This window comes from Gluconobacter sp. Dm-62, assembly GCF_018256155.1.
In the GTDB taxonomy this organism is placed as follows: domain Bacteria; phylum Pseudomonadota; class Alphaproteobacteria; order Acetobacterales; family Acetobacteraceae; genus Gluconobacter.
The window spans coordinates 1-26,913 of record NZ_JAERLY010000020.1 but is presented as its reverse complement, the minus strand read 5'-3'; the positions used below and the strand labels follow the sequence as shown (position 1 = coordinate 26,913).

At 60.2% G+C, this 26,913-nt stretch carries 24 protein-coding genes; 14 read left to right on the top strand and 10 right to left on the bottom strand.

Translation table 11 applies throughout. The annotated features are described in order from the left end of the window. Positions 1–10 precede the first annotated feature (10 nt). Positions 11–1,510: a hypothetical protein gene (locus JK202_RS14035; RefSeq protein WP_211562006.1), complete on the bottom strand. Its 1,500-nt coding sequence runs from the start codon at positions 1,508–1,510 to the stop codon at positions 11–13. A 6-nt stretch (positions 1,511–1,516) separates the two neighbouring features. After that, entirely contained in the window at positions 1,517–2,446 is a 930-nt protein-coding gene (locus JK202_RS14030) for a hydrogen peroxide-inducible genes activator (protein ID WP_211562004.1), read from the bottom strand. A gap of 238 nt (positions 2,447–2,684) precedes the next feature. On the opposite strand from JK202_RS14030, the gene ahpC reads away from it, so the two are divergent. The 3 genes from ahpC to JK202_RS14015 all read left to right on the top strand — a co-directional run bounded on the left by ahpC (position 2,685) and on the right by JK202_RS14015 (position 5,624). Next, entirely contained in the window at positions 2,685–3,248 is a 564-nt protein-coding gene (gene ahpC, locus JK202_RS14025; protein WP_211562002.1) for an alkyl hydroperoxide reductase subunit C, read from the top strand. 125 nt (positions 3,249–3,373) lie between these two features. Continuing rightward, entirely contained in the window at positions 3,374–4,945 is a 1,572-nt protein-coding gene (gene ahpF, locus JK202_RS14020; protein WP_211562000.1) for an alkyl hydroperoxide reductase subunit F, read from the top strand. Positions 4,946–4,991: 46 nt separating this feature from the next. Beyond that, the gene (locus tag JK202_RS14015; protein ID WP_211561997.1) at positions 4,992–5,624 is read left to right on the top strand and encodes a LysE family translocator; all 633 of its coding nucleotides are present in this window, start codon (positions 4,992–4,994) and stop codon (positions 5,622–5,624) included. A 41-nt stretch (positions 5,625–5,665) separates the two neighbouring features. On the opposite strand, the gene acnA is transcribed toward JK202_RS14015, so the two are convergent. Further along, positions 5,666–8,356 (bottom strand): aconitate hydratase AcnA, encoded by a 2,691-nt coding sequence (gene acnA / locus JK202_RS14010; RefSeq protein WP_211561995.1) that lies wholly within the window; start codon positions 8,354–8,356, stop codon positions 5,666–5,668. A gap of 33 nt (positions 8,357–8,389) precedes the next feature. Next, a complete protein-coding gene (locus JK202_RS14005) occupies positions 8,390–9,412 on the bottom strand; it encodes an isocitrate/isopropylmalate dehydrogenase family protein (RefSeq protein ID WP_211561993.1) in 1,023 nt (340 codons plus the stop codon). 112 nt (positions 9,413–9,524) lie between these two features. On the opposite strand from JK202_RS14005, the gene JK202_RS14000 reads away from it, so the two are divergent. Next, entirely contained in the window at positions 9,525–10,451 is a 927-nt protein-coding gene (locus JK202_RS14000; RefSeq protein ID WP_211561991.1) for a LysR family transcriptional regulator, read from the top strand. A 4-nt stretch (positions 10,452–10,455) separates the two neighbouring features. Here JK202_RS14000 and JK202_RS13995 read toward each other — a convergent pair whose 3' ends face one another. Continuing rightward, complete coding sequence (locus JK202_RS13995; protein WP_211561989.1) at positions 10,456–11,553, bottom strand: AI-2E family transporter; 1,098 nt, start codon at positions 11,551–11,553, stop codon at positions 10,456–10,458. A gap of 335 nt (positions 11,554–11,888) precedes the next feature. Here JK202_RS13995 and JK202_RS13990 point away from each other — a divergent pair, with 335 nt between their 5' ends. The 10 genes from JK202_RS13990 to ureG all read left to right on the top strand — a co-directional run bounded on the left by JK202_RS13990 (position 11,889) and on the right by ureG (position 22,681). Further along, the gene (locus tag JK202_RS13990) at positions 11,889–13,688 is read left to right on the top strand and encodes a glycosyltransferase 61 family protein (protein WP_211561987.1); all 1,800 of its coding nucleotides are present in this window, start codon (positions 11,889–11,891) and stop codon (positions 13,686–13,688) included. A gap of 574 nt (positions 13,689–14,262) precedes the next feature. Then, a complete protein-coding gene (locus tag JK202_RS13985; RefSeq protein WP_211561985.1) occupies positions 14,263–16,698 on the top strand; it encodes a TonB-dependent siderophore receptor in 2,436 nt (811 codons plus the stop codon). Positions 16,699–16,784: 86 nt separating this feature from the next. Then, on the top strand, positions 16,785–17,711 hold the full coding sequence (locus tag JK202_RS13980) for a HoxN/HupN/NixA family nickel/cobalt transporter (RefSeq protein ID WP_211561983.1): 927 nt from the start codon (positions 16,785–16,787) through the stop codon (positions 17,709–17,711). Further along, complete coding sequence (locus JK202_RS13975; RefSeq protein WP_211561981.1) at positions 17,708–18,535, top strand: urease accessory protein UreD; 828 nt, start codon at positions 17,708–17,710, stop codon at positions 18,533–18,535. The genes JK202_RS13980 and JK202_RS13975 overlap by 4 nt, the downstream gene beginning before the upstream one ends. A 25-nt stretch (positions 18,536–18,560) precedes the next feature. Next, a complete protein-coding gene (locus JK202_RS13970) occupies positions 18,561–18,863 on the top strand; it encodes an urease subunit gamma (protein ID WP_077803551.1) in 303 nt (100 codons plus the stop codon). Beyond that, positions 18,847–19,191, top strand: a complete 345-nt coding sequence (locus JK202_RS13965; protein ID WP_211561979.1) for an urease subunit beta — start codon at positions 18,847–18,849, stop codon at positions 19,189–19,191. The genes JK202_RS13970 and JK202_RS13965 overlap by 17 nt, the downstream gene beginning before the upstream one ends. Then, positions 19,188–20,894 (top strand): urease subunit alpha, encoded by a 1,707-nt coding sequence (gene ureC, locus JK202_RS13960; protein WP_211561977.1) that lies wholly within the window; start codon positions 19,188–19,190, stop codon positions 20,892–20,894. The genes JK202_RS13965 and ureC overlap by 4 nt, the downstream gene beginning before the upstream one ends. Next, the gene (locus JK202_RS13955; protein WP_211561975.1) at positions 20,894–21,391 is read left to right on the top strand and encodes an urease accessory protein UreE; all 498 of its coding nucleotides are present in this window, start codon (positions 20,894–20,896) and stop codon (positions 21,389–21,391) included. Before ureC ends, JK202_RS13955 begins: the two co-directional genes overlap by 1 nt. After that, positions 21,384–22,070 (top strand): urease accessory protein UreF, encoded by a 687-nt coding sequence (locus tag JK202_RS13950; protein WP_211561973.1) that lies wholly within the window; start codon positions 21,384–21,386, stop codon positions 22,068–22,070. Before JK202_RS13955 ends, JK202_RS13950 begins: the two co-directional genes overlap by 8 nt. Beyond that, entirely contained in the window at positions 22,067–22,681 is a 615-nt protein-coding gene (gene ureG, locus JK202_RS13945) for an urease accessory protein UreG (protein WP_211561971.1), read from the top strand. Before JK202_RS13950 ends, ureG begins: the two co-directional genes overlap by 4 nt. A 43-nt stretch (positions 22,682–22,724) precedes the next feature. Here the strand turns inward: ureG and JK202_RS13940 are convergent, their stop codons facing one another. From JK202_RS13940 to JK202_RS13920, 5 genes are all read right to left on the bottom strand, one after another. Next, positions 22,725–23,795: an ornithine cyclodeaminase gene (locus JK202_RS13940; RefSeq protein ID WP_211561964.1), complete on the bottom strand. Its 1,071-nt coding sequence runs from the start codon at positions 23,793–23,795 to the stop codon at positions 22,725–22,727. Between the two features lies 1 nt (position 23,796). Next, entirely contained in the window at positions 23,797–24,720 is a 924-nt protein-coding gene (gene rocF / locus JK202_RS13935) for an arginase (RefSeq protein ID WP_211561956.1), read from the bottom strand. Between the two features lie 33 nt (positions 24,721–24,753). Next, positions 24,754–25,560, bottom strand: coding sequence for an ATP-binding cassette domain-containing protein (locus JK202_RS13930; protein ID WP_211561954.1), 807 nt, complete (start codon positions 25,558–25,560; stop codon positions 24,754–24,756). Between the two features lie 31 nt (positions 25,561–25,591). Continuing rightward, complete coding sequence (locus tag JK202_RS13925; RefSeq protein ID WP_211561952.1) at positions 25,592–26,275, bottom strand: ABC transporter permease; 684 nt, start codon at positions 26,273–26,275, stop codon at positions 25,592–25,594. A gap of 1 nt (position 26,276) precedes the next feature. Further along, positions 26,277–26,913 (bottom strand): ABC transporter permease (locus JK202_RS13920; RefSeq protein WP_211561950.1); only part of this gene is annotated, 637 nt, incomplete at its 5' end.

The following is a 26,913-nucleotide window of genomic DNA, read 5'->3' as shown; positions in this document are numbered from 1 at the left end:
GCCTTCCCGCTCAGGGTGTTGCGGGAAGGGTTTCCAGGCGAACCGGGGGCAGGACATGAAGGGTTGTCTTGCCGAAATAATGCATGGCGGACTGAACGTCCCACCCGCTTCCGCCTGCATGATAGGTCCCCGACTCCCAATGCCAGTAATAGAATGCAGGCGAGGCTGTGCCTTGCGAGTAGGTCATGTCTGGCCCCGCCGACAGACCCGATGCCCAGATGCGATGATGGGCGGTTTCTTCCAGCGGCAGCCCCGCGAGCGCCAGGGACAGGTCTGACAGGCGCCAGCGCATTGTCCATCCGGTGAAAAGCAGTAAGCCCGCTAATGCGCAAATCTGCAGGGTCGTCGCTCTCTGTCTGTCGCCAGTAGCTGACTTAAGTGCTTTCGATAAAACCGTGCTCAGGCCAGCGGAAAGCAGCAGAATGAGCAGGATGGACAGGTCCAGCCGAAATGTTTCATGACGCTGGCAACATAGAAAACCGAATGCATAAAACGCGGCGGCAACTGTCAGATACATCGTGCCTGCAAGTGCAACCGCGGGCACGATGAGCGTGCGCAGGGGCGGACGAATACCGCACGTCATGAATAATGTGGTGAATGCGCCGGTCAGCACGGCTTTCAGGATCAGTCCGCTGGCAATGGCGGCTCCGGTAAACAGGCTGCCCGAACTCATTTCATTCGGCTGAAGGGCGATTAGGGTGTTCAGGAATGGCCCGGGAGCTGCGGCAAGGCTGGCTTTGATATGGCCGTGCGTCGGCGTAAATGGAAAGCCGCTCCCGCCCATCCGGTGATTGAAGATCATCGCTGCCGCAACGCAGAACCCGATACCTGTCGGCAGGGCCAGCCATTTGGCCTCTCTTAGTGGGACAGCTGGACGTTCAGACAGGATTTCAATCCCACGCATTCCCAGCCAGAGCATTCCGAAAAAGACCCCGGCTTCGCTCGATGTCAGAGCCAGGGTCAGCAACAGGGCCTCCGCCCGGGCAGAGAGGCTCTCGCTAATCCGCAACAGGATCAGTCCGCACGCAGCCGCAAGAACGGGAAGATGGGCGACGGTTCCCATCGGCCAGTAGAACAGATCGGCGGAGGGGTGGCCGAGCATGAAAATGGCCGCGATGGACACCGCAATCAGCAGGCGCGCTGGAAAGGGAGCATGGCTTCTGCGCAGGAACGGCACAAACGCCACCCCGGCACTGAACAGCCATGTGAGCGCCAGAAAGATCCATGCCAATGGCCTGTGTACTGCGTTGACGACGGTCCCGTAGGCAAAAACAGCAATTTCCGAAAAAGGCCGGGGGCTCCAGTGCAGTAGCCTGTCTGACAGGAACGACAGACCATGCTCACGGATATTGGCAAAGTAGTCGTATTCATCGCCCTGCCAGACCGCGGCGGGGAGAATGGCAGCCTGCAAGGCGATGACCAAGACCATGACGCACAGCACAAAGCCGTAAGCTGTTGCCATGATGTCCGGACCATCAGAACGCGGGACCGATGGAAGAGGAAATTTCATGGGAGCTCACTTGCAGGCGTGGCAGTGTTCCGGCGCAATACTGCGCAGATAGGCTGCAAATTCGCGGAAAACCGGTGCCCGGGGGTCGGATGCGCGCCAGGTCAGGCCGATCGTCCGACGGGCTTCGGGTTCGGGCAGTTTGCGGACGGTAATGAGGTCTTCAAAGTCCACCCGGTTGCGCAGCGCAAGCTGGGGAATGAGGGAGAAACCCTCGCCAGCACCAATCATGTACCACAGCATTTCGAGGCTGGTGGCCAGACGCTGTTCCCCCTGGCGCGGAACGGTCGGGCAAATGGACAGCGCCTGGTCGCGCAGGCAGTGGCCGTCTTCAAGCAGGAGCAGGTCCGGGCGGCCGAGCTGGCTGAGGGACAGCTTCGGTTTCTGGGCCAGTTCATGCGTGCTCGGGAACACGGCAAGGAAGGATTCTTCGAAAAGCGGTGCGCTTTCCAGAGCATCCGATGGCGCGGGCAGGGCCATCAGGGCCACGTCCAGTTCGCTGTTGCGCAGGGCATGGACCAGCGTGTCCGTCATGCTTTCGCGCAGACGCAGGCTGAGGGAGGGGTAATGTTCCCGCAGGCGCGGCAGAAGCCCCGGAATGTAATAGGGGCCGAGCGTGGGGATGACGCCGAGCCGCAGCGCGCCTTCCATCGGTCCGGTCTGGGCACGGGCGACTTCGAGCAGGTTGCGGGCTGCTGCGAGCACCTCCCGGCCGAGCGCAAGCAGGCGTTCGCCATCGGGCGTCGGGGCGACATGGCGCCGCGAACGCTCGAAAAGCGTGACGTCCAGAAGCTGTTCAAGTTTGCGGACCTGTTCGGACAGACCGGCCTGACTGACGCCGCAGCGCTCTGCCGCGCGGGAGAAGTTGCGCAGGTCATCGACCGCGACCACATATTCGATATCGCGCAGGGAGAGACCGGAAAGGGGAACATAGCTCATGTTCCGATAGATATGACCGAATACCCCAATGGGGAAGTGCGGTTCTGCCTGTTATAAGAAAATAGCAACGGCCTGCGGGAAAGAAGCGATGTATCCTGATCGGGAGTCTTGATATCTTCATCTCGTCAGTTCGGTTTTGACGATCAGTCATATTGACAGGAACTGTTTCCTGTCCCTCTCTTTGTGTGGGACACAGAGTCCGCAACACAACACCAACCCAAGGTCAGGAGACAGTCTGATGGTTCGCATCAACTCCCCGCTGAAGCCCTTCTCTACCGATGCTTTCCGCAACGGTGAGTTCCTCACGGTCACGGACTCCGACGTTCGCGGCAAGTGGTCCGTTTTCTTCTTCTATCCGGCCGACTTCACGTTCGTCTGCCCGACGGAACTCGAAGACCTCGCCGACAACCAGGCCGCTTTCGACAAGCTAGGCGTGGAAATCTATTCCGTCTCCACGGACAAGCATTTCACGCACAAGGCCTGGCACGATACCTCGCCGGCTATTGGCAAGATCAAGTACACGATGCTGAGTGACCCGACGGGCGCGATTGCACGCAACTTTGATGTGCTGATCGAAGAAGCCGGTCTGGCCGATCGCGGTACGTTCCTGATCGATCCGGAAGGCAAGATCCAGTACATCGAGATCACCGCCGGTGGCGTAGGCCGCAGCGCAACTGAACTGCTGGAGAAGATCCAGGCTGCACAGTATGTCGCAAGCCATCCGGGTGAAGTCTGCCCGGCCAAGTGGAAAGAAGGCGGCGAGACGCTGAAGCCGTCCCTCGACCTCGTTGGCAAGATCTGATCCTTCCCGGATCTGATAATGGTGGGACCTCCGGGTTCCACCGGCCTCCACCTCCTTAGGGGGGTGGCTGAGCCGGACAGTCTTCCGGTTCCAAATTTCCAAGTCCCGAAATCCGGAGAGAAAAGATGCTTCAGGACGACCTGAAAACCCAGATGCGCGCCTATATGGAGTACCTGCGTGATGCGGTCGTGCTTGAGGCGACCCTTGGCGCGGATGACCGCTCTGCTGAAGTGCGCAGTCTGCTGGAAGATATTGCCAGCTTATCCCCCAAGGTGACGTTTTCGGACAAGGGGCAGGGCTCCCGCAAGCCGTCCTTCGTAATCCGCCGTCCGGATACGGATGTTCAGGTCTGCTTTGCGGGCCTGCCGATGGGGCATGAGTTTACGTCCCTGGTGCTGGCGCTGCTTCAGGTCAGCGGCCACCCGCCGAAGATCGAGGCGGATGTGGTTGAGCAGATCCGTGCGCTGGACGGGGACTTCCATTTCGAGACGTATTTCTCCCAGTCCTGCCAGAACTGCCCGGACGTGGTGCAGGCGCTCAACGCGATGAGTGTGCTGAACCCGAAGATCCATCATACCGCCATTGATGGCGCGGATTTTCAGGATGAGGTGGAACGCCTCGGCATTCGTTCGGTCCCGCAGGTCTATCTGAATGGTGAGAATTTTGCGTCGGGCCGGATGGAAGTGGCGGATATTCTCGCCAAGCTGGATACTGCTTCTGTTGCCCGTTCGGCGGAAAAGCTGAACGACACAGCGCCGTTTGACGTGCTGGTGCTTGGCGCCGGGCCTGCGGGCGATGCCGCGGCGATCTATTCCGCCCGTAAGGGCCTGCGGACGGGGCTTGTGGCGGAGCGGTTTGGCGGTCAGGTCATGGACACGGCCGGGATCGAGAACTTCATTTCCGTGCAGGAAACGGAAGGGCCGAAGCTCTCGGCAGCCCTTGAGGCCCATGTGCGTCAGTATGACGTGCAGATCATTGCCTCGCAGTTGGCAGCCAAGCTGATCCCGGCTGAGGAAGTCGGTGGTCTGCACCAGATTGTTCTGGAAAGCGGCGCGACCCTGCGGTCAAAGACGGTCATCATCGCGACCGGTGCGCGCTGGCGGCATCTGGGCGTGCCGGGCGAAGACGAGTATCGCACCAAGGGCGTGGCCTACTGCCCGCATTGCGATGGCCCGTTTTACAAGGGGCGTCCGGTTGTGGTGGCTGGCGGCGGCAATAGCGGTGTGGAAGCGGCGATCGACCTTGCGGGGATCGTGTCGCACGTCACCCTGCTTCAGCGCGGCGCGCATCTGAAGGCGGACAAGGTGCTTCAGGACAAGCTGTTGAGCCTGTCGAATGTCACGGTCCTGACCAATGCCCTGACCACGAAGATCGAGGGTGACGGCAAGGAAGTGACCGGCCTGACCTATAGCGACGGCGACGGCGGGTTGCATCAGGTCAAGACGGATGGCGTGTTCATTCAGATCGGCCTTCTGCCCAATTCGGAGTGGCTGAAAGGGTCTCTGAAACTCAGCCCGTATGGCGAGATCGTCATTAACGATCATTGTGCCACATCCGTCCCTGGCGTGTTTGCCGCAGGGGACGTGACGACCGTGCCTTACAAGCAGATCGTCATCGCGATGGGCGAGGGGGCGAAGGCGTCTCTGTCAGCGTTCGATTATCTGATCCGTCTGCCGGTTCCGGCAAAGGACGCCTGAGGAAAGGGGGATTGGGGATTTTCAGGAGCGGGTGTAGGTTTCGGTCATGCATCCTTATCTGATCCCTCTTCTGACCTTTGCCGCGGCCGCCGCGGTCTTTACGATCACGCCGGGCCTCGATACGGCCATGACGCTGCGAACCGCAACGACGTCCGGCTGGAAGGCCGGTCTGGCGGCGGTTGTGGGGATCTGTCTGGGGCTGGGGATCTGGGGGCTTGCGGCGGCATTTGGCCTCACGGCTCTGCTGGCGGCGTCCGAAACGGCGTTTACCATCGTCAAATGGGCTGGCGCGCTTTATCTCGCCTGGCTCGGGATCGGGCTGATCCTGCATCCCCGCGCCTCTCTTGGGACCGCGGAGGCAGCGCCGGTGCATGACGACGCCCGTGCGGCCTTCCGCCGTGGACTGCTGACCAATCTGCTCAATCCCAAGGTCGGCATTTTCTACATGACGTTCATGCCGCAGTTCATTCCGCCGCATGTGAATGTGAAAGAATTCTCGCTGCTGCTGACGGCTATTCAGGCCGTGCTGTCCTTCTCATGGCTGGCACTGCTTGTCGCCATGACCGTACCGCTCGGGCGGTTCCTGTCGAGCACGACGGTTGTGCGGCGCATGGACAGGCTGACGGGCAGTATCTTTCTGGCGTTCAGTCTCAAGCTGGCCCTCAGCCGCCGGGCCTGAGCCTTAAACGAAAATGGCGGGGCCGAAGCCCCGCCATTTTTTTAGGCTGACGCCATTCCGCGAAGCACATAGGGCAGGATGCCCCCGTTGCGGTAGTACTCCGCCTCATCGACCGTATCGACACGGCACAGCAGCGGGACATCCTGTGTGCGGCCATCCTGACGGGTGACCGTCATGGTCAGGGTTGCGCGCGGCGTGAGGGTTTCGATGCCGTGGATGGCGATCGTCTCCGTTCCATCCAGACCCAGCGTCTTGCGTGTTGTGCCCGGCTCGAAGGTCAGGGGCAGCACACCCATGCCGACGAGATTGGAACGGTGGATGCGCTCGAAGCTTTCCGCAATAACGGCCTTGATGCCCAGCAGGCGCGTGCCCTTCGCAGCCCAGTCACGCGACGAGCCCATCCCGTATTCCTTGCCACCGAACACCACGAGCGGTACCGCATCCTGCGCATAGCGGTTGGCGGCATCATAGATGGACATTTTCGCACCATCCGGCTGATGCAGCGTGACACCGCCCTCGGTCCCCGGCGCCATCTCATTGCGGATGCGGATATTGGCAAAGGTGCCCCGGACCATGACGCGGTCATTGCCGCGACGTGAGCCGTAGGAATTGAAGTCCTTCACCGCGACCTGATGTTCCTGAAGATACACGCCCGCAGGCGAAGAGGCCGCAATCGCACCGGCCGGGGAGATATGGTCGGTCGTGATGTTGTCGCCCAGCAGTGCCAGAATGCGCGCGCCGGCGATGTCCTTTGTCGGCGCGGGTTCCGCAGTCAGCCCGTCGAAATAGGGCGGGTTCTGCACATAGGTCGAACCCGGCTGCCAGTCATAGGTCGCAGAAGTTCCGGCCGAGGCCAGAGCCTGCCACTCTTTCGTGCCTTCCGTGATGTGGCTGTAACGCTCGACGAACGCTTCGCGCGTAACGGCGGAGCCGACGAGTTCGGCGATCTCGTGGTTGCTGGGCCAGATATCGCGCAGATGGACCGGCGTGCCATCGGGTGCGTGTCCCAGAACGGCTGTCGTAATGTCCTCGCGCATTGTTCCCAGCAGCGCATAGGCGACGACGAGCGGCGGGCTTGCGAGATAATTGGCGCGGACGTTCGGCGAAATGCGGCCCTCGAAGTTCCGGTTGCCAGACAGGACAGACGTTGCGACCAGACCACTGCCTTCAATGGCGTCCACAAGTTCCTTCGCCAGCGGGCCGGAATTACCGATGCAGGTCGTGCAGCCATAGCCGACCGTCTCAAAACCCAGCGCGTCCAGATCGGCGCTCAGATTGGCGCGATCCAGATAGTCTGTCACGACCTGCGAGCCGGGTGCGAGGGACGTCTTGACCCAGGGCTTCGGCATCAGGCCGAGCGCTCTGGCCTTGCGCGCCACCAGTCCGGCCGCGACCAGAACGGCGGGGTTGGACGTGTTGGTGCAGGACGTGATGGCGGCGATGACGATGGAGCCATGCCCGATCGCATAATCCGTTCCAGCGACGGGGGCGGTCTTGTGGATGTCGGCTGGCTTGACGCCCAGCGCGTCCGTCAGGGCTTTTTCGAAAGCCGGGGTGGCGGCGGAGAGTTCGATCCGGTCCTGCGGGCGTTTGGGGCCGGAAATGCAGGGCGTGACCGTGCCCAGATCCAGCGTCAGAACGTCCGAAAAAACCGGCTCCGGCGTGGAGGCATCGCGGAACATGCCCTGCGCGCGCAGCCAGGCTTCGGTCAGTGCAATGCGGTGTTCGTCACGGCCGGTCTGGCGCAGATAATCGAGCGCCAGCGCATCCACGGGGAAGAAGCCGCAGGTCGCGCCATATTCCGGCGCCATGTTCGCAATGGTCGCACGGTCCGCGACCGGCAGATGATCCAGCGCCGGGCCAAAGAACTCCACGAACTTGCCGACCACGCCCTTGGCGCGCAGCATCTGCGTGACCGTCAGAACCAGATCGGTCGCGGTCGTGCCTTCGGGCAGACGCCCGTCCATCCGGAAGCCCACGACATCGGGAATGAGCATGGAAATCGGCTGTCCGAGCATGGCGGCTTCGGCTTCGATCCCGCCAACGCCCCAGCCCAGAACGCCCAGACCATTGACCATGGTCGTGTGGGAATCCGTACCATACAGCGTGTCGGGATAGGCGTAGGTGACGTCGTCGACCGTTCCCGTCCAGACCACCTGAGACAGATATTCCAGATTGACCTGATGGCAGATGCCTGCCCCCGGCGGGACGACGCGGAACTGGTCGAACGCTTCCTGACCCCAACGCAGGAACGCATAACGCTCGCCATTGCGCTCGAATTCCAGCGAGACATTCTGCTGGAGCGCGTCCTTGCGTCCGGCCACGTCCACCATCACGGAATGGTCGATCACCAGATCGACGGGCACGAGTGGATTGACCTTCTGCGGGTCACCGCCGAGCGAAACGATGCCGTCGCGCATGGCGGCCAGATCGACGACGGCCGGAACGCCGGTGAAGTCCTGCATCAGGATGCGCGCTGGCTTGAACGGGACTTCCTGCGTTGAGTGGGCGGCTTTCGTCCAGTCCACGATCGCCTGTGCGTCCTCGACGCGGTAGGTCGAGCCATCCGTAAAGCGCAGGACGTTTTCGAGCAGCACTTTCAGGCTGACGGGCAGGCGCGAGATGTCGCCCAGCTTTTCAGCCGCGACGGGCAGGGAGAAATAGCGATAGGAGCGGCCCTCGATCGAGAGGTCGCGCTGGCAGTCCAGAAGGTCGTGTCCAACCTGTTTCATGATGGGAATGTTCCTTGGAGGGCTGTCAGAATATTACTGAATGGCGCGCAGAAGGGCCTGTGTGACGTCCTGCGTGGTGGCCTTGCCGCCCAGATCGCGGGTGCGGAGGCCTTCGACCTGAAGGATCTGCTTCATGCCGCCGTCCAGACGCTGAGACAGGTCCTGCCGTCCGACATGGGCGAGCATCATGCTGCCCGCCATCATCAGTGCCAGCGGATTGGCGATGCCCTGCCCGGCGATGTCGGGTGCGGAGCCATGCACGGCCTCGAAGATGCCCATTTTTTCGCCGATATTCGCGCCCGGCGCCATGCCCAGCCCGCCTACGAGGCCCGCCGTCAGATCGGACAGGATATCGCCGAACAGATTGGTCGTGACGATGACGTCGTAATTTTCCGGACGGATCACAAGCTCCATCGCGCAGGCGTCAACGATGCGCTCTTCCAGCGCCACGCGGCCTTCATATTCGGCGGCGACCTTGCGGCCTTCATGCAGGAACAGGCCGCTGAGAATTTTCAGGATGTTCGCCTTGTGGACGAGCGTCACCTTCTTGCGGTTGTTCTTCACGGCGTATTCGAAGGCGAAGCGGACGATCCGGTTGCATTCGGCGCGGGTATTGAATCCGGCGCCATACGCCACGGCTTCCGGGTCTCCGTCCACGGCCATGTAATGCTCCATCGCGGCATACAGGCCTTCGATGTTCTCACGGATCACGACCAGATCGACGTTCTCATAGCGCCCGCCGGGGACGATCGTCTGGGTCGGGCGGACATTGGCGTACAGGTCGAAGGCCTGACGCAGTGTGACGTTGATAGAGCGGAAGCCCTTGCCGACGGGCGTGGTCAGGGGGCCTTTCAGAACGAGGCCGGTGCGGCGGATGCTGTCGAGCGTGACTTCGGGCAGGGCCGTGCCGTGCTGGTCGAACGCACCTACGCCTGCGCTCTGGTGATCCCAGAGAAAGGGCGCGCCGAGAGCGTCCATGACGGTCGTGACCGACTGCATGATTTCCGGGCCAATTCCGTCACCGGCGATGAGTGTGGCGGGAATGGTCTTGGTCATGGCGCGTTCCTGTCGGGTCAAGGGATGTGTCTGTGAAGCGGCGGACCTTAAAGAAGTTCCGTGTCTGAACCAATGTTTGCGGGAAGGTTTCATCATACCTTAAAGGTATGGAATGATCGAACTCAGACATCTCCATGCCGTCATCGCCATTGCCGAGGAACGCAACCTGACCCGCGCGGCAGAGCGCCTCGGGATCCAGCAGCCCCCGCTGACCCGGTTGCTCAAGGGTATGGAACAGGACCTTGGGGTGCAGCTCTTTGAACGTCACGCCCGTGGGATGCGTCTGACGTCGGCGGGGCGCAGCATGCTCAAGGGGGCGTATGATGTCATTGAACGTATGGATGAGACGGTCGAGGATGTGCGTCGGATTGTGCGGGGAGAAACCGGCGAACTGTCGATCGGGTTTACCAACTCCGCACTCTGTCATCCCAGTCTGCCTGATCTGCTTGGGCAGTTTCGCGAAACCTGGCCGGATGTGGGGCTCACGCTGACGGAGGGTAATTCCAGTCAGCTTCTGGGGGCGCTGCGGGAAGATACCGTGGATGTCGCTTTTGTCCGGACGTCCATTCCCTATGTGTCGGATGTGGTGGTCGAACTGATTGTGGAAGAGCCGATGGTGGTGGCGGTTCCCCGGACGCACAGGCTGGCAAAAGAGGCTCCGGCTGGGGGCCTGAAACTGGCGGAACTCGAGGACGAGGACTTCATCCTGTATCAGAGCCAGTACAATAATGGCCTGTACAAGACGATCGTCGATGCCTGTCTGGGTGCAGGCTTTACGCCCCGCATTCGCCAGAAAGGGCCGCAGCTTCTGGCTGCGCTGAACCTTGTGGCGGGAGGATTGGGGATATCCCTCGTGCCGCAGTCCATGCAGCAGCATCATGCCGGGCAGGTGGTCTATATTCCCCTGTCTTCCCGCACGGCCCTGACGGCGCCGCTTTATCTTGTGTTCCGCTCGGTCCGGATGACGGGGGCCAAGCTGTATTTCATTCATCAGGCACGCCGCATCCGGCAGGCCTATGGCGTGGTCGCGGCGGAGTGAGGGATCAGGAGTCCAGTGGCGTTGAAACGGTCGGGGTTTTCTGGCGGGAGTCGCTGATCCAGCTTTTGGTCAGCGTATAGGCAACGGACAGGATCAGCGGGCCGATGAAAATGCCGACCAGTCCCAGTCCCCCCAGCCCGCCAATGACGCCGAGCATGATGAGAATGAGCGGGATATCGGCCTGTTTGCGGATCAGGAAAGGGCGCAGGACGTTATCGATGACGATCGTGATGATGGTCACGACGAGCAGCAGCGCTGCGGGTGCGAGCCCCCGATCAAAATAGACCCAGATCACGGCCGGGATCAGCGTGAGGCCCGGCCCTGCCTGAAGCAGGCAGACCATGAAGGTGACGGCAGTCAGAATACTGACCCAGGGCGCGCCTGCGAGTTTCAGTCCGATACCGGCCACGGCGGATTCAACAACGGCTGTGACGGTTACGCCAAAGGCCACGCCGCGGATCGTATAGGCGGCAAGCTGAAGCATTTCCTTGCCGCGATTGCCGGCCAGAATGGTGACGAGCGTGTCCGCAACGGCGATCGCTGATTCCGCGCGCATGAGCAGTACGCCGAGAATGACCAGCGTGAGCACGAACTGAAGGGCCAGAATGCTGAAACTGCCCGCATAAGCCAGAAACGTGTGGATCAGGGTTTCCGGAGCGGGAATGACCTGCCGGACCATTTCGGGAAACTGCATATGCTGCACGCGGTCCCAGAAGGGCGCGATATGCGGGCCGACCAGCGGGAGGCGGGCGAGCCATTGTGGCTCATCGGGGATATGGAGTGTGGAAGACGAAGAGACCAGCGCGATGATATCGCCGAAATGGCTGGAGACCGTCGTGATGGCGAGCCAGAGCGGCAGGATGAAGACCAGCATCGCAATCAGGATGGTGAGGGAGACGGCCGCCCTGCGGCTGTTTCCGACGAAGGTCTGAAGCCGTCTCAGCATAGGCCACGTGGTGACTGCGATCGTGACAGCCCAGATTGTCGCGGGAAGAAACGGCTTGAGGATCCAGATGGCGCTGATGACGATGGCGCTCGCCAGGAGGGCGACCAGAACCGAGCGTGTACTGTCCTGGGAACCATTCTGAAAGAGGTCTGGCATCAAAAGTAGCTTTCCGGAAAAATGAAATCATCAGAATTGTTCTTATAATATATTCCCATTTTTGGCCGCGAATGAAGATGCAAACGCTCGATGTCAAAATCGGATATTTTCGTCATGCAGAGTGTTGATTGAAATCATTACTGCCTCACGTCGCGGGGAGAGGATCCTCAATACCACGAGAGAGCATTCGCTCGGCGGCTCCATTCCTTAAGTGGATGCGATCTGTTGTCTGAAATCAACCAGAAGAGCCGAACAAAGAATCTTCTTTTCTGGGTAGGGTATTGTGTTAACATGCGAGGAATTAGGATTAGTGCCAAAAAAAGAGAGATTTTACAGTGTCCCTGCAGAATAGTAAGGCAATATTCAACAACATAAGGCAGTGCAGGCCTGATCGAGTATATGGCACTAATGAATATAGAAACATAGGATTCTATAATAAAAACAGGACTTATATTTATAAGTCATATTGCGATCAAGAGGCCGAAAGATTCCTTTTAGAGAATTTTGGCGAATATATCGCATCTGTATATAATGGGATAAATATTCCCCAGGCAAAATCCGATTTCTTTCTTGTGGCCTCCTTATATTGCGAGGGAGGCATATCTGCAGATGTGTGCTCGACTTGCACGTCTTTGGTGGACCAACTGATTAAAGACCAAGGGAAGCTGCATCTTGTTCTGGAAAGCAATGAATTTCAAAAGAAATTCCTTTATGCGGCCCCAAAAAATCCTGTAGTAAAAAAATACCTTGAATTTCTCATTTCGAAATATGAAGAGTTTTCCTCAAGGGGAGAGCAGATCTATTACGATCTTTTTTCAAGTCAGAAGGTTTTTGACGGGTTTGTAAAGCAGGCTCTAGAAAATAACTTGTTGAATGGAGATGATTTCGTAGTCATCGATAGAGATGCCTATCGTGCGGTTATAGATAACGATCTCTCTGAAGAAGTATTGCTCGATTTTCCAGCAGGGAGCCGCAAAAAATATTCCGTAAGAGGTGTGGTTGACAGGGATTCTGATTTCTCTTCTGCTGGATTTGATAGAATCATAGGCGCCCGTGAAGGTGTCGTTCTGGACAAATCCTCCAATTATGAGATTTTGGGCGAGGACAAGCATCCTTCGATCACTATTGATTTGAGGGATACTATTGGAATTCCCAATCTGGAATTATACAATATCAATGATGTAACAATCAGCGGGCATGGGTGTGTGTGGAAGGGTGACACATTCCTGAAGCTTGAGTCCTATCTGTCCAACGTTTCTGAAGGTGAAATGGAGGCAGGTTTCTGGAAGTCTCCCAGCGAACTTCCTCCGGTTTCGTATGTGGAAGACGATGTAATTGTCGCCTTTGGCGCTGGTTATGGGTGCTATGGTCATTATCTGGTAGATGAAATCCCCCGCCTGGCTCTGGCTAAAACCTTGCTGGGCGCGGAATCGTTTGGCAGTAAAAAAATACTGGTTACATCAGATACCCCTGAATGGGGTGTAAACCTGCTCAAATTCTTCCTCGATATTGAAGAATCCAACATTATTAATTTCGACCATAAGTCTGAGTCTATAAATATCAAGTCTTCCATAATACCAAATTATGTTCACAAATCTTATAACTTTCATCCGTTCATGAAAGAGTTTTTCGGTTACGTTAAGAACGACAATCCTCAAAGGGTTCCACATAGAAGGATCTGTCTTTCAAGAAAGGCCTGGGAACCACAAAAACTCAATCAGAGAGTCTTCTTGCAACAGGAAGAATTCGAGGAAATGGCCAAATCCCGCGGATTTGAAATCATTTCCCCTGAAAATCTGTCCCTTGAAGATCAGGTAACACTTCTGCGGGAAACGCGCTGCCAGATCGGAGAGCATGGCTCTGCACAGCATGCCTCTATCTATAATCCGCGAGGCGCTACGGTTGGGACAATCAATCCATTGACCGAAATTCAATGTAATCTTGGCAGAATATACAATGATAGAAATATCATAACGTTTGCTGACCAGGAAACCAATGATGATAAAAACAATAAATTCTTTTCTTTGGAAAAAAGCAAACTTGTCGGGTTTTTCGATAAAGTTGAAGAAGCTGACGAAAAACGAATTTATGAAGGCATTCAGGGTTCAGCTTTTTACTTCGATAAATTTCGATAATTTAGTTTCAACATGGAATTTATTTTCCAGTATTGATTCTCTTATCTGAGAAACTCAATTTTAGACCGGGGTGGCTGTGTCTGCGCGATACTGGAGCGGGCTCGCCACCATCCGCTCTAGGCGTCCAGCCCTGATAATATGCCGAGTTTGCCCTTCTGAGAGTACTCTGGCCGCTGTCCGGCTGACGACAGGGTATTCTGTACAAGGTGGTTCCTATCGACCTTATTGCAGCCCCTTGGTTATTTCGCAGTATTGTGGCGTTAAGTGGGAATATTTTATTTGAGAAAATTTTTTGTTCTTTTCTCTATCTGTGCACTGAATATGTCAGTCATCTCCTGCGATTGGTGCCTTTCTGTAAGGTTGCTCTTGTCGCCTTGAAAACCCACAACAAGGATAAGAAGAACTTACGCTAAGACAGAAAAAAACGTACATTCCGTTATCGTTCCGAAGTTCGTTAGATTTTTCCTCAAGGTGATCGGCTGAGTGCGGGAGGTCACCGGGAATATTCAGAACTCTCTGATGCCTGACCTGAGCGACAGGCACGCGGGGAGACGAACGGGAAGAATATCAGCCGATGAAAAAAGTCTCCATTCCTCTGAGTGCCATGCTGCTCACCTGCGCGGCGAGCCCTCTGGTCTGTATGGAAGCATCCGCGGCTGATCAGACCCTGAAGACCACCCCTCCCAAAGCCCACAGAACCTCGGCCGTCCGTGCCGTCGCAAAACAGAAGGCGGCGGCCCTTCCCAAAGAGGACGAAACGGTCATCGTGACCGGAACGCGGGACCCGCACCAGACAGTCCGCAAAAGCGCCAGCCCGATCCAGGTCGTCACCTCCGCCGAAATCTCCCGCACAGGCCAGTCCGACCTGCGCGACGCCCTGACACAGCTCACCCCCTCTCTGACGCGCGCGCCGCTCCTGATCGGTAACGCCAACATGGTGGATGTCCTGCGTCTGCGCGGTCTGTCCCCTAACCACACCCTGATCCTCGTCGACGGAAAGCGCCGTCACGCGACCTCCGTGCTGTCCAACAATTCCGGGCCGCAGCAGGGATCGAATGGTGTTGATATCGACATGATCCCGATCTCCGCGATCGATCATGTGGAAATCCTTCAGGATGGCGCTGCCGCCCTTTACGGCTCCGATGCTGTTGCCGGCGTCATCAACATCATTCTCAAGCACCGCAAGTCCGGCATCACGATGCAGGCCACCAATGGCGGACGTTACGCGGGCGACGGTTTTCAGTCCGGCGAGTCCATCAATGCGGGCTTTGACCTGATGGGACGCGGGTTTTTCGATCTGAGCGCGGAATACAAGTATCAGGATCACACCATCCGCAATTCGGCTGACAGCCGGAACGGAAAATATGACTTCAAGGACGAAGGCGATCCGCGTCAGCAGCGCGGTACCATCTCCTACAACATGCAGTACGACTTCCTGCCGGACCTGTCGCTGTATTCGTTCTCCACATACGGCCATCGCTACGGCGAGAGCTATCAGGATGCCCGCGTCGCTTCGTCCGACTGGCCCATGTATCCCAACGGATTCAGCCCGAAGGAAAGCGTTTCGGAAGATGATTACAGCGTAACGCTCGGCCTGAAGGGCGAGAAGTTCGGCTGGAACTGGGATCTCAGCACGACCTATGGCAGCGACCATACGTCGATGGACCTCTTCAACACCGTCAACCCGTCGCTTTATGCCGCAACGGGCGCTTCTCCGACGAGCTTCCACGAAATGGCGTTCACCAACACCCAGTGGACGAATGATTTCGGCATCCACCGCAGCTTCCATACACCGATTTTCGCAGGCCCGATCAACCTCGCGATGGGCGCGCAGTACCGCTACGACGAGTTCGACATCATGTCGGGCGACGCCAACTCGTATTACGGCACCGGCCCACAGGGTCTGCACGGCCTGAGCCCGCAGAACGCCAGTGAAAGCAATCGCGATGTCACGGCCGGCTATGTGGAACTTTCCATGCGACCGCTGAAGAACTGGCAGGTCGATTTCGCCGGACGTTACGAATATTACACGGATGCCGGAGACACCAAGACCGGCAAGGTCTCCACGCGCTATGATTTTAACAAGTATTTCGCCCTGCGCGGCACGATCTCAAACGGCTTCAGCGCACCCTCCCTGCTTCAGGAACACTGGTCGAACCTGTCCGTCGCGCCGACCTATGCGACGGGCTACCTGCCGGTCAATTCCGTCGGCGCACGCCTGATCGGGGCCAAGCCGCTCCATCCGGAACACACCATGAGCTACAGCGCGGGCTTCACGCTGGACCCGCTTCCGCGCCTGCATATCAGTGTGGACGCGTATCAGATCGCCATCAAAAACAGGATTCTGGCCGCAGGCGTCTATAACGGCGCGAATGCCATCGAAGCTCTCCGCCTCGACGGCTTCACCGTGCCCTCCACACTGGCCTCTAACGCCGTCACGGCATCCTATTACGCCAACGCCGCCGACACGCGCACACGCGGCGTGGACGTGACGGCCCGCTATGAAACCCGCTTCCGCGACTGGGGCAAGATCGACTGGGACGTGGCCCTGAACCTCAACGAAACCGACCTGACCCATACCGGCAAGGACGGGAACGGCAACAGCCTGCTCAACGCCCAGCAGGCCGCCTACATCACAAGCTACACCCCCAAGAACAAGCTGATTTTCGGCGGCACCTGGCAGTATAAAAAACTCGGCGTCTCGGTGCACGAAGTCCGCTACGGCCACGCAACATCCTCCCTGACCTATTACGAAGGCTCGCTCGCCTATTCCAATACCGACTTCATGCGCTACGTGAACAAGGCCCGTTTCGAAACCAACCTCGCGGTCTCGTATCAGGTCCTGCCAAAATTCGGCCTGACGCTTGGCGGCAACAATATCGGCAACGCAAAACAGCGCCGTATCCCGAAGGCATTCCGCTACCTCGGCGCCTTCCAGTACGATTATCAGATTGAACAGCTCGGCTATAACGGTGGATACTATTATCTGCAGGCCAATCTGAACTTCTAGGAGACGCGTTTCGTGAGGATGCCAGATACGGGAGAAAACTCCTGACAGAGCGCAGTCTCCCTCATTGGTCCCGGATTTTGCACCTGATGGGGCCTCTTGTGGCGGCCAATGCTCTGGCATGGCTTCTGGCGTTCACCCTTTTTCACGCAAACACACTCCTGCTGGGCGCCGCAGCCCTCGCTTACGGGCTGGGTCTGCGCCACGCGCTGGACGCGGATCATATCGCCGTCATCGACAACGTCACCCGCGCCGCCCTGCGCGAAAACCGCGAGGCACGCGCGGCCGGACTGTTCTTCTCCCTCGGCCATTCCACGATCGTCTGTCTGGCAACGCTCGTGATCGTCCTCGCCGGACAGCCTTACCGCACGCAGATCGACACTTTCGCGACGCAGGGCGGCCTGTTCGGCACATGGATCTCCGTCCTGTTCCTGATCGTTATCGCCACCCTCAACGCCACGACCCTGCATGACCTGTGGCGTAGACGGCGCAGCGCAGAAACCACCTACCCGGAAATGCCCCCCCGAGGCCTCTCCCGACTGCTCGCCCCCGTCCTGCGTCAGGTCTCGGTCAGCTGGCATCTCTATCCGGTCGGGTTTCTTTTCGGTCTGGGCTTCGATACCGCTTCGGAAATCAGCCTTCTGGGCATCTCCACCGTCCAGACCCAGCACGGCCTGCCGATCTGGCAGATCATGATATTCCCGCTGCTCTTCACCTCCGGAATGGCCCTGCTGGACACGGCCGATAGCGTCCTGATGCACGGCCTGTACCGAAGGGCAGGGCGAAGGGCGAACTGGAATCTGACCCTGACCGCCGTCTCCGTTCTGCTGGCGCTCGCGATTGCGGGGATCGAACTGGTGAACCTCCTCGCAGACCATCTGCCGGGGCTGGAAACGCTCACCTCTCTCGCCAGCCTGCTCTCCGATCATTTTGAACTGATCGGTGCCGCCGTCTTCTGCGCCTCCGTCTTCGGATGGCTCGTGCTCCGCTCCGGCCGCGAAGAGCTGGCATCATGACCACGACAGCCCTTCAGCGCGCCCGGGGCTGGTTCGGCCTGACAGCAAAACTCCGGGACGGGCAGAGTGTCCGCGACGAACTGGAGCAGGGCGGATGTTGCCGCCTCCTGTTCCCGCGCGTGGACGGCGCATCTCTGGAAGCCGTCACCGTCAACATTTCCGGCGGCATCGCGGGCGGAGACCGGATTGAAGGCCGCATCGCCTGCGCGCCGGATACGGAACTGCTGGTCACATCCCAAGCCGCAGAACGCATCTACCGCGCCCGCGCCAGCGATACCCCGCCCGAAATCCTCACCTCCTGCCACATCGCGGCCCGTGCCAGACTGGACTGGCTGCCCCACGGAACGATCTTCTTCGATGGCAGCCAGCTCCGCCGACACATGACGGTGGACATGGACGCCTCGTCCAGCTTCCTTTTCCTTGAAAGCCGGATGTTCGGCCGCACCGGATCCGGCGAAATCCTGCAAACCCTGGCCCTGCGGGACCGGCTGACAGTCCGGCGGGACGACCGCCTCATTCTGGAAGACCTCGTGCGGCTGGAAAGCCGCGATGTCTCCGTCCTGATGGTCCGCAAAGCCATGAGCGCGGACCAGCTCGCTGTCGCCACGCTGGTTCTGGTCTCACCGCTCGCGGAAACGTATCTCGACGCCGTGCGTGACGTGCTGGACGCCATCGCGCCGCATGAGTTTGCAGCATCGGCATGGAATGGCATGCTGGTCATCCGCGGGGTGGCGTCGGGCGGCTGGCCGCTGGAAAAGACGATCAGACAGATCCTGCCGGTCCTGCGGGACGGGCGCCCCATGCCGGCCACATGGCGGTCATGACACAGAGTTCGGAACGGAGCAGGACATGAAACTTACCCCCCGGGAAAAGGACAAGCTGCTGGTGGCGATGGCGGCAAACGTCGCGCGCCGCCGGCTGGAACGCGGTGTCGTGCTCAATTATCCGGAAGCCGTGGCCCTCATCACCGATCACGTCGTCGAAGGCGCGCGGGACGGCAAAAGCGTGTCTGAACTCATGGCCAGTGGCGGCCGCGTTCTGACGCGCGACCAGGTCATGCAGGGCGTGGCCGAAATGATTCATGACGTGCAGGTGGAAGCAACCTTCCCCGATGGCACAAAGCTGGTGACTGTTCATGACCCGATACGCTGAATCCCTCACAGCCGGTGCCATTCCCGGAGAAATCCTGCCCGCCGAAGGCGAGATCGTGCTCAACGAAGGTCAGCCGCGTCAGACGCTTCTGGTGACCAATACCGGCGACCGGCCGGTGCAGGTCGGCAGCCATTATCATTTTGCCGAGGTCAATCCGGCCCTGAAATTCGACCGCGCGCAGGCCACAGGCTGGCGTCTGGACGTCGCGTCGGGCGGGGCCATCCGGTTTGAACCGGGACAGGACCGCGAAGTCACGCTCGTCCCCCTGCGCGGCCTGCGGCGCGTCGTGGGCTTCCGGGGCGATGTCATGGGGAGTGTGGATCAGTGATGCGTCTTTCCAGACATGACTACGCCGGACAGTTCGGCCCCACGGTCGGCGACCGCCTGCGCCTCGCCGATACAGCCCTTCTGGTCGAGATCGAGCGCGACTACACGACCTATGGCGAGGAAGTCCGCTTCGGCGGCGGCAAGACCATCCGTGACGGCATGGGCCAGTCGCAGGTCACGCGGGCCGAGGGTGCGGCGGATACCGTCATCACGAACGCCGTCATCATCGATCACTGGGGGATCGTGAAGGCCGATGTCGCACTCCGCGACGGACGGATCGCGGCCATCGGCAAGGCAGGCAACCCCGACATCCAGCCCGGCGTGGACATCATCATCGGCCCGGGCACGGAAATCATCGCGGGCGAGGGCAAGATCCTGACCGCCGGCGGGATCGACAGCCACATCCATTTCATCTGCCCGCAGCAGATCGAGGAAGCACTGGCATCGGGCATCACGACCATGCTCGGCGGCGGCACCGGCCCGGCCACCGGCACGGCCGCCACGACCTGCACACCCGGCCCATGGCATCTGGCGCGGATGCTTCAGGCGGCGGAAGCCTTCCCGGTCAATCTGGCGTTCGCAGGCAAGGGCAATGCCTCCCGCCCGGACGGGCTGGAGGAAATGGTGCGCGCCGGGGCCTGCTGCCTCAAACTGCATGAAGACTGGGGCTCGACCCCCGCCGCCATCGACTGCTGCCTGAGCGTTGCGGACCGCATGGACGTGCAGGTCATGATCCATACCGATACGCTGAACGAAAGCGGCTTCGTCGAGGACACGATCGCTGCCTTTCAGGGCCGCACGATCCATGCGTTCCACACGGAAGGCGCGGGCGGAGGCCATGCGCCGGACATCATCCGCGTGGCTGGCCTGCCCAACGTCCTGCCGTCCTCGACCAACCCCACGCGCCCGTTCACCGTCAACACGCTGGACGAACATCTGGACATGCTGATGGTCTGCCATCATCTGGACCAGCGCGTGCCGGAAGACATCGCCTTCGCCGAAAGCCGCATCCGCCGCGAGACGATCGCCGCCGAGGACATTTTCCATGACATGGGCGTGCTCTCGATGATGTCGTCGGACAGTCAGGCCATGGGCCGCGTGGGCGAAGTCCCGCTGCGCACATGGCAGACGGCCCATAAAATGAAAATCCAGCGCGGTTCTCTGGCCGGGGATGGTGCGGCGGATAATGCCCGCGTGAAGCGCTATATTGCCAAATACACCATCAACCCCGCCATTTCGCATGGTCTGTCCCATGAAGTCGGATCCATTGCAGTCGGCAAGCTCGCGGATCTGGTCCTGTGGGAACCCGCTTTCTTCGGCGTCAAACCCGATCTGGTCATCAAGGGCGGCGCCATCGTCTATGCGATGATGGGTGATCCCAACGCCTCGATCCCCACGCCGCAGCCCGTGCATGGCCGCATGATGTTCGGCGGCTATGGCGGCGCGCTGACCCATACCAGCCTGACCTTCGTGTCACAGGCCGCGCTGGAAGACGATATCGGCAAAAAGCTGGGTCTGCGCCGGCCGCTCTCGGCCGTCTCGAACGTGCGCGGCGGGATCGGCAAGCGCAGCATGATCCATAACGACGCCATGCCCCACATCGAAGTCGATCCCGAAACCTATGAAGTGCGGGCCGATGGCGTGCTCCTGACCTGCGAACCCGCCGAAGTCCTGCCCATGGCCCAGAGGTATTTCCTGTTCTGATGACCCAAATCCTGGATATCCTTCCCGCCGGAAGCTGGCCCGAAACCGAGGCCAGCGGCACTTTTGCCGCCGATTATGAAGGGCGGCACCGTCGCCGGATGATGCTGACCCTGCAAAACGGCGAGAAAATCCGGCTGGAGCTGGAACATGCCCGCCTGCTTCAGGCCGGGGAGGGGCTGCGTCTGGAGGATGGCCGCATCATCCGCGTGGAAGCCCTGCCCGAAGAGCTGATGGAAGTCACGGCCCACAGCCCCCTGCAACTGCTTCAGCTCGCATGGCATCTGGGCAACCGGCACCTTCCCGCTGCGATTGCCGAACATCGCATCCTCGTACGCTACGATCACGTCATCGCCGACATGATCCACGGTCTGGGTGGCCATGTGAAGCGGGTGGAAGCCCCGTTCGACCCGGAAAGCGGGGCCTACGCTTCCCGCGCGGGAGGCCACGAACCGCAGCACCACCACGGGGACGGGCACCATCACCACACGCATGACTGAAACCGCGCTCCCGCAGACAGGCGCCGCCTTCCTGCGCCTCCTGTCATGGGTGTCGCCAGCCTTTCCAACGGGCGGATACGCCTACAGCCACGGTCTGGAATGGGCGGTGGAAAGCGGAGACGTCACGGATGTCGCCACACTCTGCGACTGGATCGGCTGCCTGCTGGAGCACGGCGGGCCGGGCAGCGACCTGATCATCCTTCAGGAAGCATGGAGCGCCGCGCACGAGATGCCCCGCCTGCGTGAGCTGGCGGAATTTGCCTGTGCCTGCGCCTCCTCGCGGGAGCGGTATGACGAGACAGTCTATCAGGGCGAAGCCTTCCTCAAGGCCGCGTCCGTCTGGCCGGTCACGCCCGGTCCGTCCGAACTGCGCGGTACGCGCTGGCCGCTGCCGGTCGCGCAGGGGCTGGTCTTCCGGCGCGGTGGCATCACGCGGGAGCAGGCGCTGCTGTCGGGTGGATACGCCACCATCGCCGCCCTCGTCTCCGCGGCGGTGCGTCTGGTCCCGCTCGGACAGACGGACGGCCTGCACGCTCTGGCCCGGCTGGAACCACGTCTCTCACGCGCCGTGCGTGTTACGGAACACCGGACCCTGGACGATGTCGGAGGCGCGTGCTTCCGCTCCGACCTCGCGGCCATGCATCACGAAACCCAGACAACGAGGTTGTTCAGAACATGACAAAAGCAAAACACGGCCCGCTGCGGGTCGGCATCGGCGGACCGGTGGGGACGGGCAAGACAGCCCTGATGGATGCCCTGTGCCGGACCTTCCGCGACGAGTACAACATCGCCGCCATCACGAACGACATCTACACGCGCGAAGACGCCGAGTTCCTGACCCGCGCGGGCTCCCTCCCGCCGGAACGGATCAAGGGGATCGAAACGGGCGGCTGCCCCCATACGGCCATCCGCGAAGACGCCAGCATCAATCTGGCGGGCATCGCCGAACTGACGGAGCGCTTCGAGGGGCTGGATCTGGTTCTGGTAGAAAGCGGCGGGGACAATCTGGCCGCGACCTTCAGCCCCGAACTGGCGGATCTGACGATCTATGTGATCGACGTCTCGGCCGGCGACAAGATCCCCCGCAAGGGTGGCCCCGGCATTACCCGGAGCGACCTTCTGGTCATCAACAAGATCGATCTCGCACCCTATGTCGGTGCCGATCTGGGCGTGATGGACCGCGACAGCAAAAAGATGCGCGGCCCGCGGCCCTTCGTTTTCGCCAATATCCGCGCGGGCGAAGGTGTGCCTGAAATCGCCCGCTTCATCGTCGAACAGGGCGGCCTCTGAAGGCCGGTTCTGGCTGCCCCGACGCGGCAGCCAGAAGCCTGTCTCAGGGCGTGTCCGCGCCCTTGGAGCGCTGAAGCATCCCGAACAGATCGCGCGGATCATCCGGATCGGCCAGCATATCGAGCTTTTCATACAGGCCGGTGGCGTCCAGCCTGGCGCGCACATAGCGCAGCGCCGAGAAATCCTCGATCGCAAAACCCACGGAATCAAACAGCGTGATCTGGCTCTCACTGGCGCGGCCCCTGGCCTCGCCGTTGATGACCTGCCACAGCTCCGTCACCGGATGGTCTTCGGGAAGCTGCTGGATCTCGCCTTCGATGCGCGTCTGCGGCGGATATTCCGCAAAGATCGAGGACCGCAGCAGAATATCGCGCTGAAGCTCCGTCTTGCCCGGGCAGTCCCCACCTACCGCGTTGATGTGAATCCCCGCGCCAACCATGTTGTCCGACAGGATCGTCGCGCACTGCTTGTCGGCCGTGACGGTCGTGATGATGTCCGCCCCGTCCACAGCCTCTTCGCTGGTGTCGCAGATCGTGATGTCGAAACCCTGTCCGCTCAGGTTGCGGGCACATTTTTCCGAAGCCGCCCGGTCCAGATCATACAGCCGGAGCGCCCGGATGCCGACGATCTCGCGGAACGCCATGGCCTGGAACTCGGATTGCGCACCATTGCCGATAATGGCCATCGTCTTCGAGTTCGCGGGTGCCAGATACTTTGCCGCCATGGCTGATGTCGCAGCCGTGCGCAGCGCCGTCAAAAGCGTCATTTCCGACAGCAGCACCGGATAGCCGGACGCCACATCCGCCAGCATCCCGAACGCCGTCACGGTCTGAAGGCCTTCCTTCATGTTCTTCGGATGGCCGTTGACGTATTTGAACCCGTACAGGCTGCTGTCGCTCGTCGGCATCAGCTCGATGACGCCCTCGGCCGAATGCGCCGCCACGCGCGGGGTCTTGTCGAACTCCGGCCAGCGCTTGAAGTCGGCCTCAAGATACTCCGCAAGCTCGCGCAGGAACGTCTCGATCCCGATGGTATGAACCAGCGCCATCATGTTCTCGACCGAGACGAACGGCACGAAAGCAAGATGGGAAGGGGCGGGGGCGAAGGAAGGCATCTCAGTAGGTCCTTGTCTTGCGTTCGAGAACACGGCGGCCAAAGAGGCTGGCGGCCAGATCGGTCATCAGCAGGGCGGTCTTGGCCCGCACATCGAGGAACGGATTGAGTTCCGCCAGATCCAGCGACGTCACAAGCCCGCTGTCATGCAGCATCTCCATGATGAGATGCGCCTCACGGAAGGTCGCCCCGCCATTGACGGTCGTCCCGACGGCCGGCGCGATATCCGGATCCAGGAAATCCACATCCAGACTGACATGCAACCGGCCATTGGCCGCGCGAACACGGTCCAGAAAACTGTTCAGCGGGCCAACGATGCCCTGCTCGTCAATCGCACGCATGTCGAACACCGTAATGCCGATCTCCGCCACATGCCGCTTCTCGGCCTGATCGACCGAGCGGATGCCCATCATGCACATATTGCGCGGATCGACCGGTGCCGCAGGCGGCGGAAAACCCTCAAAACCCGCCTGACCCGTGAAATACGCCACAGGCGTGCCATGCAGATTGCCGCTCGTCGTCGTATGAAGCGTATGCAGATCCGTATGCGCATCCAGCCACAGCACGAACTGGGGTTGCCCCAGATCCTGCGCATGACGCGCCACACCTGAGACCGTTCCGGCCGACATGGAGTGATCGCCCCCGAGGAAAATCGGAAAGTCGCAGGCTCTGGCCATCTCATAGGCCCGCTCGCCAACGCTTTTCGTCCAGGCGATGATCGCATCCAGATTGCGCACGGCAGGATTGGGATGACTGACATCCGGCATCGCCGCCGGCACGGCATCTCCCACATCGTCAACTTTCCAGCCAAGCTCCTGAAGGATCTCGGGCAGCCCTGCGATGCGGAAGGCCGTCGGGCCCATGATGCATCCCCGCTCGGAGGTTCCGCTCTGGGTCGGGACACCCAGAATCTGGCACGTCTTCATCTCAACTCCTATCCGATATTCTGCGCCGGGGCCTTAGCCCTGTCGCGAAAAATGGCTGACAAACCTGTCAAAACGCTCATCCATCCCGCCTCTGAACAGATCCTGCGGGATACCCTGAACACGGACTGTTCCCTTCTCCAGAAACACCACCCGGCTTGAGACATCCCGCGCAAACGCCATTTCATGCGTGACAATCAGCATGGTCCTGCCCTCGGCGGCCAGATCCTGCATGACTTTCAGCACTTCTCCAACCAGCTCCGGATCCAGAGCAGACGTCGGCTCATCAAACAGCAGCACCCGGGGCCGCATGACAATGGCGCGCGCAATCGCCGCACGCTGCTGCTGCCCGCCGGAAAGCTGGGACGGATAATAGTCCGCCCGCTCCAGCAGCCCCACGCGCTCCAGCGCCTTTTCGGCTTCCGCGCGAACCTCATGCCGGTTGCGCCCCTGAACATGGACCGGACCTTCCATGATGTTCTGCAACACCGTCCGATGACTCCACAGACAGAAATTCTGGAACACCATGCCAATCTGCGACCGCAGACGATTGACCTGCCGCGCATCCGCAATCTGCTGCACGCCGCCTTTCATCCGAAAGCGCACATCCTCACCCAGCACATTGAGCGTACCGCCAGAAGGAACTTCCAGCAGGTTCAGACAGCGCAGAAACGTGGATTTCCCCGACCCCGAAGCCCCGAGAATGGAAATCACTTCCCCCTCACGCGCCTGCAGATCAACACCACGCAGGACATCCAGGGCGCCATAGCGTTTCGTCAGACCAACCGTCCTGATGACGGGCGAGGGGGGCAGAATCCCTGTGGCGGACTGTATCGGTTCCATGAAAACTCCGGAAAAGACGGTGTGTCTGGGGTCAGACCCGGCGACAGGGGGTGAGGCGGCGTTCAAGCAGATGCACGCCCGCGGCAATCACGAAGGTCAGACCCAGATAGATCAGTCCCGCAACCATGAAGATTTCTTCCGAACGATAGGTCTTCGACACCATCCTGTAAGCCAGACCCGTGACATCCATCAGCGTGATCACACTGGCCAGTGACGTCGCCTTCAGCAGCAGGATGGCCTCGTTGCCGTAATTCGCGAGCCCGTACTGCAATGCCTGCGGCCAGATGATCCGCCGGCGCAGAAGCAGCCCGGACATGCCAATGGCCCGCCCCGCCTCGATCTCCCGCGCGGGAACCGCTGCGATGGCCCCCCGGATGATCTCCGCCCCGTAGGCCGACGTATTGAGAGACAGCGCGAGTACGGCACACCAGTATGCCTGCTGCAGAACGGGCCACAGAAACGATGCACGCAAAAAACCGATCTGCCCGAACCCGTAATAGACGATGAAAATCTGCACCAGCAGCGGCGTGCCCTGAAAGAGCATCACATACAGCGCCGCCACCCAGCGCGCCGGAGCAAACCTGCTCCCCGCAAGTGCCGCAACCCCGACCGCCAGCACAAACCCCACACAGAGCGACGTCACCGCCAGCTCCAGCGTCAGCGGCACACCGGCCAGAAGCGTCTTTGCGGTCGCGAACAGAAAAGCCCAGTCCATTCTACCGCTCCCAGCAGCGGGCAAGCCGCTTTTCCACGCGCCGAAAGCCCAGCGCCGTCGTCTGCCCCATGACGAGATACAGCAGCCCGGCCACACCGTAGAACAGCAGCGGCTGCCGGGTCGCACCCGACGCAATCGTGGACTGACGAAGCAGCTCGACCAGCCCGATGATGGACAAAAGCGCCGTCTCCTTCAGCACGGACTGCCAGATATTGCCCAGCGCGGGCAGCGCAAACCGCAGGGTCTGCGGCGCGATGACACGCCACAGCAGAACCGGCGTGGACATGCCACACGCCTTGCCCGCCTCGATCTGCCCACGCTCCAGACGCAGACAGGCACTGCGATAGGCCTCGGTCTGATAGGCTCCCGAAACCAGCCCGATCGCCACAACACCGATGATGAAGGAGGGCAGGGAAAAAAACCCCGGGAACCCCGCCAGATGCATCAGTCGCGCCAAAGCGAGCGAGCCCCCGAAATAGAAAAGATAGACGACGAGGATCTCCGGAACGCCGCGAAAGACCGTCGTGTAAAACGTCCCGATCCAGCGCAGGCTCCGTGAAGACGCCAGCTTCAGTGCCGCCCCCACCGCCCCGAGCAGACTGCCCAGCACAAAGCTGCACAGGGCCGCCATCAGCGTC

Coding starts and splice junctions, on each gene's coding strand:
- JK202_RS14035 (WP_211562006.1), bottom strand. CDS start 1,510: ATGAAATTTCCTCTTCCATCGGTCCCGCGTTCTGATGGTCCGGACATC.
- JK202_RS14030 (WP_211562004.1), bottom strand. CDS start 2,446: ATGAGCTATGTTCCCCTTTCCGGTCTCTCCCTGCGCGATATCGAATAT.
- ahpC (WP_211562002.1), top strand. CDS start 2,685: ATGGTTCGCATCAACTCCCCGCTGAAGCCCTTCTCTACCGATGCTTTC.
- ahpF (WP_211562000.1), top strand. CDS start 3,374: ATGCTTCAGGACGACCTGAAAACCCAGATGCGCGCCTATATGGAGTAC.
- JK202_RS14015 (WP_211561997.1), top strand. CDS start 4,992: ATGCATCCTTATCTGATCCCTCTTCTGACCTTTGCCGCGGCCGCCGCG.
- acnA (WP_211561995.1), bottom strand. CDS start 8,356: ATGAAACAGGTTGGACACGACCTTCTGGACTGCCAGCGCGACCTCTCG.
- JK202_RS14005 (WP_211561993.1), bottom strand. CDS start 9,412: ATGACCAAGACCATTCCCGCCACACTCATCGCCGGTGACGGAATTGGC.
- JK202_RS14000 (WP_211561991.1), top strand. CDS start 9,525: ATGATCGAACTCAGACATCTCCATGCCGTCATCGCCATTGCCGAGGAA.
- JK202_RS13995 (WP_211561989.1), bottom strand. CDS start 11,553: ATGCCAGACCTCTTTCAGAATGGTTCCCAGGACAGTACACGCTCGGTT.
- JK202_RS13985 (WP_211561985.1), top strand. CDS start 14,263: ATGAAAAAAGTCTCCATTCCTCTGAGTGCCATGCTGCTCACCTGCGCG.
- JK202_RS13980 (WP_211561983.1), top strand. CDS start 16,785: ATGGGGCCTCTTGTGGCGGCCAATGCTCTGGCATGGCTTCTGGCGTTC.
- JK202_RS13975 (WP_211561981.1), top strand. CDS start 17,708: ATGACCACGACAGCCCTTCAGCGCGCCCGGGGCTGGTTCGGCCTGACA.
- JK202_RS13970 (WP_077803551.1), top strand. CDS start 18,561: ATGAAACTTACCCCCCGGGAAAAGGACAAGCTGCTGGTGGCGATGGCG.
- JK202_RS13965 (WP_211561979.1), top strand. CDS start 18,847: ATGACCCGATACGCTGAATCCCTCACAGCCGGTGCCATTCCCGGAGAA.
- JK202_RS13955 (WP_211561975.1), top strand. CDS start 20,894: ATGACCCAAATCCTGGATATCCTTCCCGCCGGAAGCTGGCCCGAAACC.
- JK202_RS13950 (WP_211561973.1), top strand. CDS start 21,384: ATGACTGAAACCGCGCTCCCGCAGACAGGCGCCGCCTTCCTGCGCCTC.
- ureG (WP_211561971.1), top strand. CDS start 22,067: ATGACAAAAGCAAAACACGGCCCGCTGCGGGTCGGCATCGGCGGACCG.
- JK202_RS13940 (WP_211561964.1), bottom strand. CDS start 23,795: ATGCCTTCCTTCGCCCCCGCCCCTTCCCATCTTGCTTTCGTGCCGTTC.
- rocF (WP_211561956.1), bottom strand. CDS start 24,720: ATGAAGACGTGCCAGATTCTGGGTGTCCCGACCCAGAGCGGAACCTCC.
- JK202_RS13930 (WP_211561954.1), bottom strand. CDS start 25,560: ATGGAACCGATACAGTCCGCCACAGGGATTCTGCCCCCCTCGCCCGTC.
- JK202_RS13925 (WP_211561952.1), bottom strand. CDS start 26,275: ATGGACTGGGCTTTTCTGTTCGCGACCGCAAAGACGCTTCTGGCCGGT.